Annotated in this window: 16 protein-coding genes and 1 other annotated feature; of the genes, 12 read left to right on the top strand and 4 right to left on the bottom strand. The window is 42.6% G+C overall.

What is annotated here, in order from left to right; all coding sequences use genetic code 11:
* Nucleotides 1–39: 39 nt before the first annotated feature.
* Nucleotides 40–2,958: a transglycosylase domain-containing protein gene (locus QLQ22_RS19515; RefSeq protein ID WP_223437305.1), complete on the bottom strand. Its 2,919-nt coding sequence runs from the start codon at nt 2,956–2,958 to the stop codon at nt 40–42.
* A gap of 136 nt (nt 2,959–3,094) precedes the next feature.
* Nucleotides 3,095–3,324 (top strand) — a binding site (T-box leader).
* 50 nt (nt 3,325–3,374) lie between these two features.
* Here QLQ22_RS19515 and tyrS point away from each other — a divergent pair.
* The 12 genes from tyrS (at nt 3,375) to QLQ22_RS19455 (ending at nt 15,052) form a co-directional block, all read left to right on the top strand.
* Nucleotides 3,375–4,643 (top strand): tyrosine--tRNA ligase, encoded by a 1,269-nt coding sequence (tyrS, locus tag QLQ22_RS19510; protein WP_252207264.1) that lies wholly within the window; start codon nt 3,375–3,377, stop codon nt 4,641–4,643.
* 313 nt (nt 4,644–4,956) lie between these two features.
* Nucleotides 4,957–5,883, top strand: coding sequence for a GntR family transcriptional regulator YhfZ (yhfZ, locus tag QLQ22_RS19505; protein WP_275976718.1), 927 nt, complete (start codon nt 4,957–4,959; stop codon nt 5,881–5,883).
* 54 nt (nt 5,884–5,937) lie between these two features.
* Nucleotides 5,938–6,282, top strand: a complete 345-nt coding sequence (locus tag QLQ22_RS19500) for a PRD domain-containing protein (protein ID WP_223437290.1) — start codon at nt 5,938–5,940, stop codon at nt 6,280–6,282.
* A 15-nt stretch (nt 6,283–6,297) separates the two neighbouring features.
* Nucleotides 6,298–6,660: a DUF2620 domain-containing protein gene (locus tag QLQ22_RS19495; protein WP_223437287.1), complete on the top strand. Its 363-nt coding sequence runs from the start codon at nt 6,298–6,300 to the stop codon at nt 6,658–6,660.
* 26 nt (nt 6,661–6,686) lie between these two features.
* Nucleotides 6,687–7,985: a YhfT family protein gene (locus QLQ22_RS19490; RefSeq protein WP_252207262.1), complete on the top strand. Its 1,299-nt coding sequence runs from the start codon at nt 6,687–6,689 to the stop codon at nt 7,983–7,985.
* Nucleotides 7,986–7,996: 11 nt separating this feature from the next.
* Nucleotides 7,997–8,908: a phosphotriesterase family protein gene (locus QLQ22_RS19485; RefSeq protein ID WP_284015372.1), complete on the top strand. Its 912-nt coding sequence runs from the start codon at nt 7,997–7,999 to the stop codon at nt 8,906–8,908.
* A 15-nt stretch (nt 8,909–8,923) separates the two neighbouring features.
* On the top strand, nt 8,924–10,039 hold the full coding sequence (locus QLQ22_RS19480) for an aminotransferase class V-fold PLP-dependent enzyme (protein ID WP_349654964.1): 1,116 nt from the start codon (nt 8,924–8,926) through the stop codon (nt 10,037–10,039).
* Nucleotides 10,020–11,198, top strand: coding sequence for a YhfX family PLP-dependent enzyme (locus QLQ22_RS19475; RefSeq protein ID WP_338036989.1), 1,179 nt, complete (start codon nt 10,020–10,022; stop codon nt 11,196–11,198). The genes QLQ22_RS19480 and QLQ22_RS19475 overlap by 20 nt, the downstream gene beginning before the upstream one ends.
* 4 nt (nt 11,199–11,202) lie before the next feature.
* Nucleotides 11,203–12,399 carry a phosphopentomutase gene (locus QLQ22_RS19470; RefSeq protein WP_223437281.1) on the top strand — a complete coding sequence of 399 codons (1,197 nt, stop codon included), beginning with the start codon at nt 11,203–11,205 and terminating at the stop codon, nt 12,397–12,399.
* A 15-nt stretch (nt 12,400–12,414) separates the two neighbouring features.
* The gene (locus QLQ22_RS19465) at nt 12,415–13,695 is read left to right on the top strand and encodes a serine hydrolase (RefSeq protein ID WP_223437276.1); all 1,281 of its coding nucleotides are present in this window, start codon (nt 12,415–12,417) and stop codon (nt 13,693–13,695) included.
* Between the two features lie 79 nt (nt 13,696–13,774).
* On the top strand, nt 13,775–14,581 hold the full coding sequence (locus tag QLQ22_RS19460) for a histidinol-phosphatase (RefSeq protein ID WP_284015371.1): 807 nt from the start codon (nt 13,775–13,777) through the stop codon (nt 14,579–14,581).
* 252 nt (nt 14,582–14,833) lie between these two features.
* Nucleotides 14,834–15,052 carry a hypothetical protein gene (locus QLQ22_RS19455; protein ID WP_223437273.1) on the top strand — a complete coding sequence of 73 codons (219 nt, stop codon included), beginning with the start codon at nt 14,834–14,836 and terminating at the stop codon, nt 15,050–15,052.
* 261 nt (nt 15,053–15,313) lie between these two features.
* Here QLQ22_RS19455 and QLQ22_RS19450 read toward each other — a convergent pair whose 3' ends face one another.
* The 3 genes from QLQ22_RS19450 to QLQ22_RS19440 all read right to left on the bottom strand — a co-directional run bounded on the left by QLQ22_RS19450 (nt 15,314) and on the right by QLQ22_RS19440 (nt 18,354).
* Nucleotides 15,314–16,885, bottom strand: coding sequence for an NTTRR-F1 domain (locus QLQ22_RS19450; protein ID WP_284015370.1), 1,572 nt, complete (start codon nt 16,883–16,885; stop codon nt 15,314–15,316).
* A 114-nt stretch (nt 16,886–16,999) separates the two neighbouring features.
* Complete coding sequence (locus tag QLQ22_RS19445; protein ID WP_223437269.1) at nt 17,000–17,485, bottom strand: hypothetical protein; 486 nt, start codon at nt 17,483–17,485, stop codon at nt 17,000–17,002.
* A gap of 308 nt (nt 17,486–17,793) precedes the next feature.
* On the bottom strand, nt 17,794–18,354 hold the full coding sequence (locus tag QLQ22_RS19440) for an NADPH-dependent FMN reductase (RefSeq protein WP_223437267.1): 561 nt from the start codon (nt 18,352–18,354) through the stop codon (nt 17,794–17,796).
* Nucleotides 18,355–18,398: the final 44 nt, after the last annotated feature.

Raw genomic sequence — 18,398 nt, 5'->3', positions numbered from 1 at the left:
CAGCTGAAGAAACGTCCAGCAAGAAATCTGCGAACAAGGTCAGCCGTTCGGTTTTTCTGCCGGAGGAGTCTGCTCTCCGTTATCTGCAGGTTTTTCCGGAGGCTTTGGATCCGGTTTTGGATCAGCTGGTTTCGGGTCTTTAGGCTTTGGGTCCACGGGTTTTGGATCAGCTGGTTTCGGATCTTTTGGCTGAGTATCAGCAGGCTTTGTTGCCGGCTTCTGAGCTTGATAGGATCCGCTTGTTACAGTTGCAGATGCTGGTGATTCTTTGCCTGCTACGTCAACTGCTGCTATATAGTAGGCAGCAGGTGAACCGCCAATAGATGCTGACAGGCTTTTCGAAGCTGGGATGCTTGCTACTTTTCTGAAATTCTTTGAAAAGTTACCGGCAGCATAAACGCGGTATCCTATTACATCTGAATCACCGCTCATGTTCCAGCTCAGTTGCCCGCCGCTGATTCTTACTCCGGATACCTGCGATGGAGCTGATCCGTTGTCTCGGATCTGATTTCCATCCGTTACAACGATATTGCCCCAGTTTGTTTTGTTTGGCAGCAGTTCTTTTAAATCGCTGAAGCTGCTTAAATTATGCTTTTGCAGAATTTCTTTTTTTAACATCACACCTTGCTGAACAAATTCAGAAGGAGCAGAAGGGGGCACCTGGTACGCCCTGTCTTTTACATAAACATACTTTCCTGATGTTAAGCTGTCATCTGTTTTTGTCGGAACAAACTTCGCATTAAAGAGATCTGTTGCAACAAGTCCTGCCTGCTGGCACATGGCAGAAGGCAGATCCCCGGACAGTGCGCAATATGATTTCTGAACAATTCCGCCGGGCATTTTAAACGTTTCTTTCGGTGCAATGAGACCCGGATTAACTTCATGGGCTGCATTCATCAGCTTCGACCATAAAAGAATGTTTCTGCGGCTGTAGGACATGCCTTTATAATCTTTTTCAACAGATTTAGGGGTGTCGTATCCCATCCACGTTCCAAACGAGACATTTGGATTCGTTCCGACAAACCATATATCCTTATACTCTTGACTTGTTCCTGTTTTTCCTGCCCAGTCTGCACTGAATGACAGATAGTTCTTAGCGGCTGTACCTGTTCCTTGTTTAATAACATCGCGCATCATATCGATTGTTAAGTAGGAAGTCTGAGGTGTAAAAACATCAACGGCTTTTGATTTGTGCTGATAAATGACTTCGCCTGATTTTGTTTCAATTTTTTCAATGAGATAAGCATCGATAAACTTTCCTTCATTTGCAAATGTTGCAAATGCATTTACGTTTTCTTCGACGGTTATGCCATTAGTAAGTCCGCCAATTGAAGTAGCTGGACCCCCATCATTTTCAGAGATAGTTGTGACTCCCATTTTCTTTAAATAATTAAGAGGATTTTGATCTATCACTTTTAAGTAAGACTTAATGGCAGGTATATTATAAGACTTTTCAAGTGCATATCGGGCACTTGTAAATCCGTGGAAGCGGCCATCGAAATTTTTAGGGTTCCATTCGCCGATTTGCAGCGGTACATCTGCAAGTACTGAACCTGGCTGAATGGCACCGGTTTCCATTGCAGGAGCATAAGCAAGCAGCGGCTTCATCGTCGATCCGTTTGATCGGGGAGTATCTGTTGCATGATTAACTTGTTCTCTTTTATGATTTCTTCCCCCGACGAAGCTGATGATTTTCCCTGTCTTATTCTCAATTAAAACAGCTCCAACCTCAACGGGCTCCTGAACCTGTATTTTCTTCCCGGTATCTTTGTCTACCTTCACTTCCGTCTTATCGCTGCCGTAGTATTCATACGATTCAGCAATGGTTTTCATTTTGTCATAAATATCTTTTTGAATGGTTGTATGAATTTTATAGCCATTTTGACGTAAGTTCCGGTCAGCAAGGGCTTTGTATTCTGCATACAATTCTTTATTTTTTTTCAGTTCGTCCAATTTGTGGCCGTCTTTTTCAGCCAGCTGCGTTAAGATAATATCAGTGGCGCGTTCTTCAATTTCGTAGGTGAGCCATGGATATTGTTCAAAAGAGGAAGGCTTGGCCTTGGCGAGACTTTTCCTTAAATCAAATGTGGCTGCTTCTTCGTATTCTTTTTGCGAGATGAAGCCTTTTGCATACATGCGTTTAAGAACAGTTTTCATCCTGGACGTTCCTGCATCTAGATTTTCCTTTATTTCTCCCCTGTTTGTAAAAGGGGTATAGCCGAATGGGCTCTGTGGCAGACCTGCAATAAAAGCAGATTGAGGAAGAGTTAAATTCTTCGCATCCACACCGAAAATACCTTGTGCAGCGGCCTGAACTCCCGCAATATTTCGGCCTGAAGCATTTCTGCCCAAATCAGCAACATTCAAATAAGCCTCCAAGATTTCCTCTTTTTCAAAGAAGCGCTCAAGTCGGAGAGCAAGCAGAATTTCTTTTGCTTTGCGGTCAAAAGAAACTTCGTCTGTGAGAATTTGATTTTTGATCAGCTGCTGTGTAAGTGTACTCCCCCCAGAGCGATTAGAGGAATTTGTCACTTCCTGAAAAAGAGCGCGCATAATCGCTTTAGGGACGACCCCGTCATGCTCATAAAAAAATTCATCCTCTGTAGCAATTACGGCATTCTTTACATGCTTTGAAATATCATCAATCTTTACTTCCTGTCTTTCAATATCTGCACGGAGCTTTCCTAAATACACCGAATCAGAAAAATAAATCTGCGAGGTTTCTTCGTAATTATAAATATCTTTTTTCATGGAACTATAAGTGCGGAGAGGTTCATCCTTAACCAATGACGCAAAGTACCCTGCGCCGAGTCCGCCGCCAAACGATGCGGCAATTAAACCGATGACAAAAAAGATCAGCATTAGGTTCCAGACGACCCCGTATGTAATATTAAACCCTTTTACTGTTCTATGTTTGTACGGCATAAATTTGCTGTACCAAGATTTAAATTTATCCATAAATGTATCATCCCCCTATACAATCCACCCACTCAATTATATCATATAAAAACAGTACTTTTGTATGATCTTGTCAGATGCTGTTGAACCGTTTGACAAGAGACATTCTATATGGTAAAAAAGATTTATTAGAATTGAAAATGCTTTGAATGGAATTAGTAGTGAACATCTCCCTGTTTTAGAAAGCTGATGGTCGATGAAAATCAGCACACAGATGAATCATGAATTACCTCCAGGAGCTTCTTTTGTGAAAGGCAGCTAATGCCCAATAGCGAAAGACGGTTAGAATGCCGTTATATATGCCGAGATAGGAATCAGTTTATCTTTTTCCTAAGTAGGGTGGTACCGCGTAATCACGCCCCTTCATTTTTGAAGGGGTGTTTTTTGTATTTTATGAAAAAAAGGAGCTAATCAGAATGAGTGAATTATTGAATGATTTGCAGTTCAGAGGGTTAATCAATCAAATGACAGACGAAGAAGGTCTGAGAAAGTTATTAGAAGAGGAATCAGTAAAATTATATTCTGGTTTCGATCCGACGGCAGACAGCCTGCACATCGGGCATTTACTTCCGATTTTAACTCTTCGCCGCTTTCAGCAGGCAGGACACCGCCCAATTGCCTTAGTCGGCGGAGCAACTGGCTTAATTGGCGACCCAAGCGGAAAGAAAGCGGAAAGAACGCTTAATACTTCCGATATTGTTCAGGAGTGGTCAAACAAAATTAAAGGTCAGCTTTCCCGTTTCCTTGATTTTGATCCCTCAAGTGAAAATCCTGCTACTCTTGCCAACAACTTTGACTGGATTGGATCTATGGATTTGATCACATTCCTTAGGGATGTAGGAAAAAATTTCGGTATTAATTACATGCTTGCAAAGGATACGGTGTCTTCAAGAATTGAATCAGGAATTTCCTACACAGAGTTCAGCTACATGATTCTGCAGTCATATGACTTTTTAAATTTATACAGATCCCAAGGCTGCAAGCTTCAAATTGGAGGAAGCGATCAGTGGGGCAACATTACAGCAGGCCTTGAATTGATCCGCAAATCCGAGGAAAATTCCAAAGCATTCGGATTAACAGTTCCATTGGTTACAAAATCAGATGGAACAAAATTCGGCAAAACAGAAGGCGGAGCTATCTGGCTCGATAAAGAAAAAACGACTCCTTATGAGTTCTACCAGTTCTGGATCAATACAGATGACCGCGATGTCATTAAATACATCAAGTTCTTTACCTTCCTTTCTCATGAAGAGATTGCGGAGCTTGAAGAGGAACTGACAAATGCACCAGAAAAACGCGCTGCACAAAAAGCGCTTGCCGAGAATATGACAAAGCTCGTACACGGAGAAGAATCTTTGGAGCAAGCAATCAAAATCTCTCAGGCTTTTTTCAGCGGAAACATTAAAGAGCTTACTGGAGATGAAATTGAGCAGGGCTTTAAAGATGTACCGGCATTTACATCAGAAGAAGCAGAAATCGGCTTAATCGACCTGCTTGTCAATGCAAAAATTTCTCCTTCAAAACGCCAGGCAAGAGAAGATGTTTCAAATGGAGCAGTATACATCAATGGCGAGCGAATTCAGGAGACAGACAAAGTCCTTGGAGAAGACGACCGCATTGACGGCAAATTCACTGTTATCCGCAGAGGGAAGAAGAAGTACACGTTAATTCAATACAAGAACTGATGAAAAGCCTCACTTGCTGGAACGGGCTAGCTTGAAAGGTGCATACCACACTTCTATAAACCTAAGAAATAGCACATCAATTAGCAGTCTAATTGGTGTGCTGTTTTTTTATTATTAAGGATTTTTTATAGATTAACTTGATTTATACGATACACATTACACCTTATGTTTAATCTTCGGTAAAAAAAGATAGAAAGGAGCAGGTAATCATTTTAACAAATTATTCAGAAAAATCAATCTTGTAAACAGCTTAAATATATGGTAAATTTGCATCAATGAATGAATATACAAATAATTGTACAAGAGTGGTGCTATGGAGATTTTTGAGTCGCTCCTTTCTAAAAAGGGGTTAATTTTGCAGAAGATCGCAGAGGATCTATTATTTATTGAACTAAATGAGCGGATACCAAAAGTAGGAGATTTTTCAGAAAGATTTAATGTTGGCAGGGGAACAGTACAGACAGCTCTGAAATATTTAGAGCAAACCGGAAGCATTAGTCTTGAACCTAAAGGACATATGGGCACCTTTTTAAGGAAGAAAAATATTCCCTCTTTGTTCAAGTATTGCGGTGCTGAAAGAATGACCGGAGTGATGCCTTTGCCGTATTCCAAAAAATATGAAGGGCTGGCATCCGGCCTTACGTCTCAATTTGAGGAAAACCAATTGAATTTAAGCATTGCTTTTATGAGAGGGGCTAAACTGAGAATTGATGAAGTGAGCAAAGGGAGATACGACTTTGCCCTTGTTTCCAAATTCTCAGCTGCAGAAGCATTGAAACAGGACCCGGATCTTTCTATTGCTCTTGCTTTCGGGAGCCATACGTATGTTTCAAAGCATGCGGTCTTCTTTTCAGAAAAAGGAAATCTTGAAATCAAAAATGGCATGAAGGTAGGAATTGACCATAATTCAACCGATCAAAAGATTCTTGTTAAAGCGGAAACAAATGAAAAAAAGGTAGAGTTTGTTGAGCTCAATTACATGCATCTGCTGCAGCATTTAAGAGCGAAAACGATTGATGCGACCATTTGGAACATTGATGAAATTGACAGCGGGTTATACAATACGATACCGCTTTCCTCTGAAATAGCAAAAAAAGAAGAGTTGAATATAGGTGAAGCTGTCTGCGTCATTAGAAAAGAAAACAAAAAGGCGGAGTATATTCTGCAGCATTTGGATTTACATGAGATTAAAAGAATACAAACACTGGTGGAAAAAGGGGATTACATTCCGAAATACTAAGAATCCCTTTTTATATTCAAAATACAATTTATTGTACATTGGGAGGGCGCACTCATGAAAGAACTGTTTGAAAGACTCGAAATACTTAAATCAACGGATGCCATTACAGAAAATGCTCAAATCATCTGCCATAAAACGATTGATGCATATGTGTCTCAAACGGAAGCGGCTAACTATCAAATGTTAATTACTCATTTGGCCATGGCAGTGACAAGGATGGAGAGAAACGAACCGCTGAATGCTCCTCCGCCATCGATTATGAAGGAAATATATAATTCTCCAAATCTTGAAGAAGCGCAAAGACGGGTTAAATGGATTGAAATTGAATGCCGCATCACCATACCCAGAGAAGAAAAAGAATTTCTATATATGCACTTTGTAGCAGCATTAACAGCATAAAGGGAGGAATAAAAAATGAAAATTGTAGTAGGCGGTCAGGTGGAGAAAAAAGAGATTGAGAGTTTAGTTAAGAAATACGGAGGAGAGCAGGTAGAAGTGACCGTGAAAGCTGATTTAGAAGCAGCGATGCTGCTGAAATCAGGGGGAGCGGATTATTACGTCGGCGCCTGCCATACCGGCGGAGGGGGAGCTTTAGCTATGGCAATAGCGCTGCTTGGAAAACCAAAGTGCGCAACCATCTCTATGCCCGGCAAGACTCCGATAAAAGAAAACGTGCAGTCTGCAGTCGACCAGGGGGCAACAGCTTTTGGATTTACGGGGGATCACAAGGAGAAAGCTATTGAGTATTTGATGGAGGCTTTATTAAAAAACAAATAGATTGATATGGGGATGGGGGATGAAAGATGGTAGAAGTAATTTTAATGGCTTGTATTGGGGCGCTTGCAGCCGTCATGGCAAATTTGGGGATTGCGGTCTTTAACGATGGGCTCAGACCGATTGTTCCGGAAAATCTTGAAGGGCGGATGAGCCGAAAAGAGCTTGGTGTAACCGCCTTTGCCATGAGTTTCGGTCTTGTCATCGGATTTGGGATTCCGATTTCAATTGCGGGAAGCATTATTCTTATTCATAGTATTTTGCTTGGAACAGATATCATTGGTCTTGCATTCAACAGAGGAAAAATTAATTCCGTGCTCGCAGGGGCAGCAGGAGCTTTATATGGCGCTGGCATTTACTATGGTCTGCAAGTTGTCGTTGATGCATTTGCGATGCTGCCGCTGAATTTTGCTGAAGGATTTAATAAAATCGGCGAACCGGTTGTCGTTTCCTTCATGGTGTTCCCGGCCATTGCTGTTGCTCTTCAATTTGGAATTAAAAAAGGGATTTTGACGTTTATTGTGGCGGCTATTGCAAGACAGCTCATCGTTTTTGCAAACACGGATAAGCTGATCAGCATCAATGGGACGCAGGTTGTTTTAAGTCCGGAAGGGATTGCTCTTATTATTGGAATGATTTTCTTAATTGCATTTGCTGTACGGGAAAAGTCTGATGAGAAGAACCTGTCCGCTTTAGCGGCATTGTTCACAGAGCGCGTCTCGAAGATTAAAAAATATGTATGGGTACTTATGATAAGCGGCGGACTTGTAGCTGCAGCAACGAGTCAGCTTTTAATTGCAGGCGACCCGATCTCTCTTAACCTGCTATCGGAAGGGAAGATTGCCGAAGGCGGTATTGCCTCTCTTGCAAAAGCAATCGGATTCGTTCCACTGATCGCAAGTACAGCGATTGCTACAGGTGTATATGGTCCAGTAGGGTTTACTTTCGTTTTCGGGGCTGGAATTTTCTCCCCAAATCCATTCATCGCGGCTATTTTAGGAGCCGTAATCATCTTAGTGGAAGTGATGATTTTGACTCAATTAGCAAAAGTCCTCGACCGTTATCCCGGTATTCGGGCATCTGGTGAAAACATCAGGACAGCGATGACGCGTGTATTGGAAGTAGCGCTTCTTATTGGAGGCGCAAATGCTGCGAACGCCATTGTTCCAGGTCTGGGCTTCTTCGCTATTGCCGGGATCTATTTACTGAATGAAGCAGCCGGACGTCCAATCGTCCGTATGGCAGTTGGGCCTGTTGGAGCAATTGCAGTAGGAATTATCGGAAACATCCTGGTACTTCTTGGGCTCTATGTACCGCCAGCAGGATAAGGAGGCTTTTAATGTATATTCAAACCGTTCTGGGTAAACTGGAGCCGCAGGAGTTAGGTGTGTGTGCCTGTCATGAACATCTATATGTGGACTTAAGCAGAGTGAAAAAGAACGAAGATACTTGCTTGCAGGATATTGAACTCGTCACGGAAGACTTAGAGAGCTTTGCGGCTCTTGGAGGTAAAGCAATTGTAGAAGTCACAAATGAGGGGATGGGAAGAGACGCAGAGCAGCTTGCGGAAATTAGCCGGAAAACCGGTCTGCAGATTATCGCGAGTACGGGCTGCTATAAGGATCCATTCATTCCGGATGACAAAAAGAAATGGAATCGGGATCAATTTGCAGAGTGGATGATCACGGAAATCAAAGATGGAATAGGGGAGACAGGAATTAAACCGGGGGTAATCGGTGAGATCGGAAGCAGTCTGAATGAATTTAAACCGATCGAAACCGAGCTATTCCATGGAGCCATCGAAGCGGCCAAAACCACGAAGCTTCCGCTCTCCACCCATACAACGCTCGGCACTTGTGCTCTAGAGCAGATCAATTTTTTTCAAAAAGAAGGTCTGTTTCTTGAAAAGGTGATTATCGGCCATCAGGATCTGAATACGAATGATGAAATTGTGCTGGAAGTATTGAACAGCGGAGCATTTGCTGCGATGGATACGATCGGCAAAGAAAATTACCGTGCGGATGAAGACCGGATCAGGTCTTTGCTGACATTTATTGAAAAAGGCTTTGAAGATCAGCTCTTGCTCTCTAGTGACCTGACAAGGAAATCCCATCTGAAGTCATTCGGAGGGCAGGGATATGATATTGTTCTCAGGTCGTTTATACCGGCACTGAAAAGCCATGGAGTCAGCGGCTCTATTATAAATAAACTGCTTGTAGCCAATCCTCAAAAGGCATTCAGCATCGGTTAGGAAGGATGATGGAAAGTGGCGTTGAAATATGCAAATTCCGTACTTATCAATCGGACGATGGAAGAGGCAAAAGAACTTCAATTCAAACTGATTGATGAAATGACGAAGGTGTTTCGAAACAATGCCTTTTTTGAAACAGGGGATGTGGGTCTTCACCCGGAGTACCACCGCCCGAAAACAACAGCAGCCGCCGAGAAGGTGTTATCTAACGTGTTTGATTCCGAGGACTGCGCCCTTGTGAGAGGAAGCGGCTCCGGTGCGATCAGGATAGCACTCAGTATGATAGCGGAGCCGGGAGATTCTATTTTTGTCCATAAAGCACCAATGTACATGACCACAAAAGAAACGTTTCGGATGATGGGACTCAAGCAAGAGGCTGTAAATTTCAATCACATGGACAATGTGAAAAATGCATTAGAAACAAAGCTGCATATAAAGGTATTTTACATTCAGCATGCAAGACAGCAGCCGACTGATACTTATGATTTAGAAGAAATAATCGCTCTTGTTAAAAAGTCAAGGCCGGATGTCACCATTTTGGTTGATGATAACTACTGTGCAATGAAAATGAAGGGCATTGGCGTTGAGTATGGAGCGCACCTTTCTACTTTTTCCGGATTTAAAGTACTTGGACCTGAAGGCATCGGCCTTATCCTCGGTTCAGGTGAAATCATTGAAAAAATACATCAAACCAATTATTCCGGAGGCGGTCAGGTTCAAGGGCACGAAGCACATGAATTGCTGCGGGCCATGACAGTGGCTCCAGTTATGCTGGCGATTCAGAATGAACAGGTGGAGCAGCTATGCGAAATCCTTAATCACGGCGGTTTTTCATTTGTTAAAGAAGCGTATATCACAAACTCTCAATCAAAGAATGTGATTGTTGAACTCTCAGCACCGATCGCACCAAAAGTGATTGAAAAAGCCTCTTCATTCGGAGCGGCAACCTATCCAGTCGGAGCAGAATCAAAGTACGATATCCTGCCAATGATTTATCGTGTATCCGGGAGCTTTTTAGAAAGCCAGCCTCATTTAAGAGAATACGGTTTGAGAATCAATCCAATGAAAGCATCCGCGGAAACCATTTTACGGATACTTGAGCTTTCAGTTAATGAGATCGTTAGGGGATGAGACAGCCTTGTTCTTAGACATGATACAGAAACGAAACCCTGCATTAATTAAGGCAGCGGCTGCCTTGCATCAAAGCGGTTCTATCCCTCCGAATACGTACGTCATCGACTTGGACTCATTCGAGGCAAATGTACGAGCTCTTGCAAAATCAGCCGAGGCAAACAGCGTTAAGCTGTTTTATATGACAAAACAAATAGGACGAAGCGGTTTTGTCGGGAAGACCATCCAGCGAAACGGCATCGAGAAAGCGGTCGCAGTTGATATTGATGAAGCATTCAATCTTTCAAAGGCAGGCTGCAAAATAGGGAACCTTGGTCATCTTGTACAGCCTGGAAAAAATCAATGGGAAACGGTCTTAAAACAGCTCCGGCCTGAAGTGGTCACGCTTTTCTCTCTAGAAAGAGCAAGACAGCTGTCAGATGCAGCCGTCAGACTGGGACTGAAACAGAACGTAATATTAAGGGTGATCAGCAAGCAAGATTTCATTTACCCGGGTCAATACGGCGGATTTTTAATTAACAACTTAGAGTCGAGTATACGTGAGCTGCAGCTGATGCCGGGAATAAACGTCATTGGAGCAACGTGTTTTCCGGTCTTGCAGCTGAACGAGGCCAAAACCGATTTTGAATTCACCAGTAATTTGCAAACCCTGCTCAAATCCAGAGACATTCTTGCTAACCAGGGAATAGAAGTAATTCATCTTAATGCGCCGAGTTCCACTAGCTGCCATACGATTCCCCTTATCCGCGAATATGGGATTACGCACGGTGAGCCGGGGCACGCCTTGACGGGAACGACTCCTTTGCATGCGTATTCTGAAAATCTGACAGAGAAACCGTGCATGGCTTATTTATCGGAAATTTCTCATATGGATGAAGATCAGGCATACACCATTGCAGGCGGGTTTTATGCCCGCTCCAATATGAAAAAGGCACTCTTTGGAGATCGCTTGGATCAGGAAACAGAGGTTCATCAGGCTTCTTCAGAAAACATCGATTACTACGGAAGCTTGAAGCGGGATCCAAGGATGAATGTTGGTGATACGGTTCTTTACGCTTTCCGAACGCAGATTTTTGTTACGAGATCCCACGTGGCTTTTCTTAAAAATGCAGATTCAAAAACTCCTGAGGTGGTTCATTTTCAGAGGAGAGGGGTGTAGGAAAATGGGAAAGGTATCGTTATTTATTCTGGACGGTTTCGGCATAGGAGCGATGCAGGACTGTGCAATTGCCAAACCTGAGGACATGAATGCGAACACATATCAGCACTTGAAGGAAGCATCTGGACTGAACATTCCTTTTCTATATAACTCCGGTTTAAATCAGCTGGCTGATGGAACCGGATTACCAGCGGCTGCGTATGGAAAAAGCAACCTTGCACATGATGGAGCGGATACGTTTATGGGGCACCAGGAGCTGATGGGCAGCAAACCTGGGGTTCCTAATAAACGGCTGATGAAAGAAGTCAGCAGTCGCATCAAGTCGAAGCTCATTAAAAACGGCTGCCATGCAGAGTATCCGGTTCCGGAAGCTCCGCTTTTACTGGTGAATGGCTGTATTGTAATTGGCGACAATCTGGAGTCCTCACCAGGAAACATTATTAATTTAATATGCGATTTAAATCAAATTGCATTTGAAGAAGCATGTGAGATTGCAAGAATTGTAAGAAACTGCGTGGACACGAGCAGGGTTATCGTATTCGGAAATGAAAAAACGACTATTGTAAAAATATTATCAGCCGTAATGAATAAGCCGAACGGTCAGTGGGGGGTCGACAGTCCGAATGCCCATGTATACGGCGAAGGCTACCATGTGCTGCATCTTGGATTTGGAGTGGATTACAGCAGACAGTTTGCCCATCTGGCAGAGAGGGAGGGTCTGCCAGTCTACCGGATTGGGAAAACCGCCGATGTCGTTCAGGCAAAGGGATTCAGTGACCCCGCTGTTGAAACCGTCAAAGTGCTTTCGTCTTTTGAGCACCACTACCGGAAAGCAGAAAAGGATGCGATTTTTCTTATAAATGTCCAGGAAACCGATCTAGCGGGACACAAACAGGATTGCGAGTGGTATCGCTCGGTGCTTGAGCAATCCGATTCCTTTCTTGCAGAATTCCGGGAAAAACTCGAAGATGATGATTTGCTGATCGTCACAGCGGATCACGGAAACGATCCGACAATCGGCCACTCCAACCATACAAGAGAGCAAACACCAATTCTTGTGATTGGAAACAAAGTCAAGCCAGTGTCAATCGGAGAACGGGAAACGATGGCAGATATTGCGGCAACCATGGCCGAATATGCCAATCTCCCCGCTCCTGAATATGGAAGAAGTTTTTTGAGAGAAATCTTGAATGCGAAGTAAAAAGGAGGGCAAAGAATGAAAAAGATAGGTGTATATCTGATAATCATCTTCCTATTTATAGCTCCAGTTTCAGCCGGCGTATCAGCCAAAGAAAAGCCTGGCAAACTGAGCTATGGGAATTCTAAAACAGAAGGTATGGATCCAAAGATTCTATCAGAAATCGATGGTGCTGTTTACCGTGCAATAGAAGATGGAATTACACCGGGAGCTGTCGTGCTAATTGCAAGAAACGGAAAAATACTCAAGGAACAAGCATACGGTGATGCTCAAAAATACGATATGGGGAATCTTCTCGATCATCCTAGAAAAATGAAAAAGGATTATATTTTTGATTTAGCCTCTGTTACAAAAGTGATGGGCACAACACAGGGGATTATGAAGCTCGAGTATGAGAATAAATTATCCCTATCCGATCCTGCAGCTAAATACATTCCTGAATTTGGCCAGAATGGAAAAGAGCATGTGACCATAGCAGATTTATTAACGCATACGTCGGGATTAACCCCTTGGTATCCTACCTATCTTTACGCCCGCAATTCAAAAGAAGTACTGAATTATATTAATAAGCTGCCGCTTGAATACGAAACAGGCACGCAGCGGAAATACAGTGATTTCAGTTTTATGACACTTGGATTTGTGATTGAAAAAATCACTAACCAGCCCCTTGATCGATACTTGGAAAACGAAATCTACAAGCCTCTCAAAATGAAGAATACGATGTTCACGCCAGATCCGAAGCAGAAGAAGAAAATCGCCGCTACTTCATGGGGCAATCCGTATGAGTATAAAATGATTGATGATCCTGACTTTGGATACGATGTAGAGGAAGATCCAGACATGTTTCCTTATTGGAGGAACTATACACTCGTTGGAGAAGTGAATGATGGCAACAGCTTTTACGGAAACGGCGGAGTTGCTGGTCATGCCGGTTTGTTTTCAACGGCTAAGGATTTAGCCGTATTAGGACAGGTCATGCTGAATGGCGGTTCCTATGGCAAAGTGGAAATTTACAATCAGGAAACGGTCAACACCTTTACTTCTGACCAAGCGTTCGGTCAAGGGTATGGATTTGAGAAAGCGAAAAACTGGTACATGGGTGACCAGTATTCAGAAAAAGCCTTTGGTCATACAGGATTTACAGGAACTCAAGTGATCATAGATCCGGAATACGACCTGCAGATCATCCTGCTCACCAACAAACAAAACAATGGACAGCTCCCGAGCGGAAGCTACGCGAGCACAGGACCGCTGTCTAAGAAAATCGCCAACATCGTTTATTCTTCGATTAATCGATAAGACACCTCACAAAAAGGTGTCTTTTTAGCATGATGGAAAATTGATACACTACTAATAGAAGAAAAGCGAGGTGCAGAAAATGAAATTTGATTACCATACTCATCATGAAAGATGCGGACATGCAGAGCGCTCCATTCGCGATTACGTGGAAGCGGCATTGGAAAAGCAGCTGGATATCATTGGGATTTCGGACCATTCTCCATATTTATACAGCGAAGAAGATCATTTGTTCCCGAATATTGCGATGGCAAAAAGTCATTTTCCGGAATACGTGAAGGAAGTGCTGAGCCTGAAAAAAGAGTATGAAGGCAAAATAGAAGTTCTTCTTGGTGTAGAGTCTGATTTTTTTCCGGAGCATATCCATATGTACAAGCAGTATTACGCAAAGTATCCATTCGATTATGTGATTGGATCGGTGCATCATGTTGAAGGGCTGAATATTTTTAAAAAAGATCGCTGGGAAGGGCTCACTGAAAAGGAGAAACAGAAGACGAAGGACAACTATTACACCTTGATTCAGAAATCTGCCCACAGTGGCGTGTTCCAAATTCTCGGACACATAGACGCCATGAAAGGTTATTATCCCGAATTTTCAGCGATTCAAACTGAGGCGGTGGACCGGACGTTATCCATCATTTCAGAGTGTGATGTAGCGATCGAAATCAATACATCCGGCAAAAATAAATTTTGCGGAGGATGGTATCCTTCTGACGAAATACTGGAAAGAGCACTTTATCATGGAGTGAAGGTCACATTCGGTTCAGATGCCCACACCCCTGCTCGTGTCGGAGATGAATTTGAAGAGGTGCAGAATAAGCTAAAAGAAATAGGATTCAAAGAATGGGCTATTTTTAGGCAAAGAAAACGGTTTATGACTTCTCTATAAAAAATTCCAGTGAATCACGCGAATCACTAGAAAACTTGAGACTTGGTTGAAAATTGAGGAATTAGTGCCGGAAGACAGTTTACGGAGTGTAACAAACCGTTTTGGAGAAAAATTTACCAGGACAGCAGGAAAAATGCTGAAATATATAATATCTTACCTTTTCCAAAAATTACACGAAAATAAATTTGTTATAACTGTTGTAACGGAACATTTGTTCGCATATGATGAAAGGAGAATAAAGGAGCTGATATTATGAAGGTCTTATTGGAGAAATCAAAAAATCAGCAGATGCCGATTGAAATTATCTACCTTTCTGAAAAAGGATTAATTACGCAAAGAACTATCATTGTTAATGAAGTAAATGAAAATTATATGAAGGTTTACTGTTTCAGAAAGCAACAAATTAGGCTCTTAAAAACAGGAAATATTTTATCAGCTGCTATGCCAAAGAGGAAAGCGAAATTTGCCTAGAAAACAGTTTTAGGTTTAAGAATAGAATTTGCAGTTGTTTTATCCCTGGAAATCGTTTTATCAACGTTTCCAGGGATTTTATAATTACCATGAGCAGATCACAAGCAGCAGGAAAACCTTGCCGTTCCAATACATTGGAGAGCAGAAGATAAAAGGAAGGTTTAAATGTATTAACGAATGAAAACATACAAGCTATTAATTATGTAAAAAGATGACTCGGGATTAACCCGAAATCATCTCTAAATGGTTGTGAATTAAGCGTTAAAGTCCAGTCGGTCCAGTCGGTCCAGTAGCGCCAGTAGCACCTGTTGCGCCAGTAGCACCAGTAGCGCCAGTAGCACCAGTAGCACCCGTTGCGCCAGTAGCACCTGTTGCGCCAGTAGCACCAGTAGCGCCAGTCGCACCCGTAGCACCCGTAGCGCCAGTAGCACCTGTTGCGCCAGTAGCACCTGTTGCGCCAGTCGCACCCGTAGCGCCAGTAGCACCCGTAGCGCCAGTAGCACCCGTTGCGCCAGTAGCACCTGTTGCGCCAGTAGCACCCGTTGCGCCAGTAGCACCAGTAGCACCAGTAGCACCCGTTGCGCCAGTAGCACCAGTAGCACCCGTAGCACCCGTCGCGCCAGTAGCACCCGTTACGCCAGTAGCACCCGTTGCGCCAGTAGCACCCGTTGCGCCAGTAGCACCCGTTGCGCCAGTAGCACCCGTTGCGCCAGTAGCACCAGTAGCACCAGTAGCACCCGTCGCGCCAGTAGCACCCGTTACGCCAGTAGCACCCGTTGCGCCAGTAGCACCCGTTGCGCCAGTAGCACCAGTAGCACCTGTTGCGCCAGTAGCACCCGTCGCGCCAGTAGCACCAGTAGCACCTGTTGCGCCAGTAGCACCCGTCGCGCCAGTAGCACCAGTAGCACCTGTTGCGCCAGTAGCACCCGTCGCGCCAGTAGCACCAGTAGCACCCGTTGCGCCAGTAGCACCAGTAGCACCCGTTGCGCCAGTAGCACCAGTAGCACCCGTTACGCCAGTAGCACCAGTAGCACCTGTTGCGCCAGTAGCACCAGTAGCACCCGTTGCGCCAGTAGCACCAGTAGCACCAGTAGCACCAGTAGCACCCGTCGCGCCCGTAGCACCCGTTGCGCCCGTAGCACCCGTTGCGCCCGTAGCACCCGTTGCGCCCGTAGCACCAGTAGCACCCGTTGCGCCCGTAGCACCCGTCGCGCCAGTAGCACCCGTTGCGCCAGTAGCACCCGTAGCACCTGTTGCGCCCGTAGCACCAGTAGCACCCGTTGCGCCAGTAGCACCCGTTGCGCCCGTAGCACCCGTCGCGCCAGTAGCACCAGTCGGTCCAGTTGGGCCTGCAGCCCCTCCGTCTATTAGGAATAATGATACATCATCTACTACTATTTCTGCAGTTCCTGCTTGAGGAAGTTTATTAATAAGGATTAAAGCCTGAGTTGCTCCTAAAGGTACTGGAGAAGTATTATCATACAGCTCAATCCAATTAAATTGATTAACATCCGGTAATCTATTTGCTGGGATATTTGTAATTAACCCAAATCCTAATAATGAAAAAGCATCATCATAATAAGCAACAGTTATAGAAATTGGCGGACTTGGAAGAGCTCCTACTTTTGCTAGTGAAATTTTAAATAGAAATGTTTCTGTTGGATTCACTTCTGTAAATTGGAAAATAAAGGAGTTTGTATTTCCGCCAACAAAGCGTGCAGAAAAGAAACCGCTATGAGAAATTTGAGAGGATATAGTTGCGTTTATAGCAACCCAGGGCGGGAATGAACCTGTTTCAAAACTATCGTTTATAATTCTATTTTCAATTGACATTTGGAACCTCCTTTCAACTTTTAATAGCTTTACCAATAGTAATATAAGTAAAGCTTTTATATAGTACGCATATTTTTTGTTATTGACAGTGCATTTTAACTATTAAATTCAAAATTAGTTATTAAGTCTATTAATAAATGTAATCAATATTTCATACAGAATTTTTGTCTGATTATCCAAATCGTTAAAATTATTTTGACTTCTAATATAATTAAATTTCAGCCTGTTACTTTTTGCTGTTTCGTTTTGATATTTAATTTCTTTGATATCAATTAAGAAGTTTTCGGTTTGTATTGGATCTGTAAATGATAATAAAGCAAGTGATTTTATTGTTTCCTCCATTGCTGCATTAAGAGCAATTTGATTTTGAATTTGGAAAGTGATTGGATTAAAATCATTAGAATCTAGATATTTTTTTTGAGCAGTTGTGTATATAGCTGCTACGTTCTCTGTATTAATTACCTGTTTACTAAATTGATTAACTCTACTAATTAAATGATCTTTATCAGCATTTTGAATAGTATCGAATTTTACAAAAGACTTGTATTTATCAAATAAAGCATCAACAAACTTGTTAGTATCATTATTAATTGTAATCAATCCTCCTTTCTGCAAATATCTTATTCAGAAATAAAAGAATTGAATAGGATCATTAACTGAATAAAAGACACATTTTTACATTTTTTGAAATTTCATAAAAATATTACACAAACAAAAAAGCCGCCTGAATTATTTCAGGCGGTATTATTATTCATACCTTTCTATCTAAGTCTCTATTAATAATGGAGATCTAAGAACTGCAGCATCATCTTTGGAAAGACGGGAATAAAGATCAGACATTTAATAGACCTCTTTTAATAAATGAAATCGAAGAAAGTTTATAAATCGGAAGATTCACCTTAAACTCCTTAATCAAGAATAGGAGTGTGATCGATCCAATAAATAAATTGTTGTAAATAACGCTGAAGATAACGTTTAGTTTTTTCGTCAGTAAGCACTTTCTGCTCAGAGTCAACCTTTTCGTGTACTTGCGAAATTAATACTTTTTGAAATGGAAGAATATGAACTTGCATGGCTTCTAATATTTGTCTAGTTTGCATCTGAGAAAAAGCAGTGCCTAATCCCCCAGGAGTTGCTCCGATTAAGCCAACTGGTTTTTTACTCAGAACAGAGGACTTCGGAGGTCTTGATGCCCAGTCCAATGCATTTTTTAGCGCGCCCGAAATTCCTGAATTGTATTCTGGACTTACGATTATAATACCGTCGACTTCTTGAATAGCCGACTTAAATGAGGTTACTGGTTCTGGATCACCGCCGACTTCTAAATCCTCATTAAATAAAGGAAGATCTTTGATCTCTATCCAGCGAAATTGAACGGAATCATACATGTCTGTCAATGATTGAGCAATAATTCGATTAAAAGAATTTTTTCTTAAACTGCCGCAAATAAGGCCAATGGTTTTAGTCATGTAATTTCCTCCTTGTATGTAATCATCTTTTATCTTACTATAAA

The sequence above is a fragment of the Metabacillus hrfriensis genome, assembly GCF_030127205.1.
Taxonomy (GTDB): Bacteria; Bacillota; Bacilli; order Bacillales; family Bacillaceae; genus Bacillus_P; species Bacillus_P dongyingensis.
This window is presented reverse-complemented; position numbering and strand designations above follow the sequence as displayed.